Below are 255 nucleotides of genomic sequence, written 5' to 3' on the forward strand. Positions count from 1 at the left end.
GAGCATTGCACCACCACAATCTCGCTAACTGCACTGGCTAAACGCAACAAAGTAAGCCACTCAACTATGAAGCGCAGATTTACATGGTGCTGGCTTATTGACGTACCGGATCCCACCGTGGCACATAAAGGCCGAGTCTATGACCAGATATTTCTCGACGGAACCTACACCGCTGGCGGATGCTTGATTGTAGCTTCCACCCTCGACCACGTTGTTGCTTGGCACTGGTGCAAACACGAAACCGCTCCCGATTAC

The 255-nt window shown here is 51.8% G+C and carries 1 pseudogene; it reads left to right on the forward strand.

Features of this window, described 5'->3' with window-relative positions:
- A pseudogene (locus QP934_RS11585) lies at positions 1 to 255 on the forward strand (IS1249 family transposase); the annotation flags it as partial.

The organism is Corynebacterium sp. MSK122 (assembly GCF_030229435.2).
GTDB lineage: Bacteria > Actinomycetota > Actinomycetes > Mycobacteriales > Mycobacteriaceae > Corynebacterium > Corynebacterium marquesiae.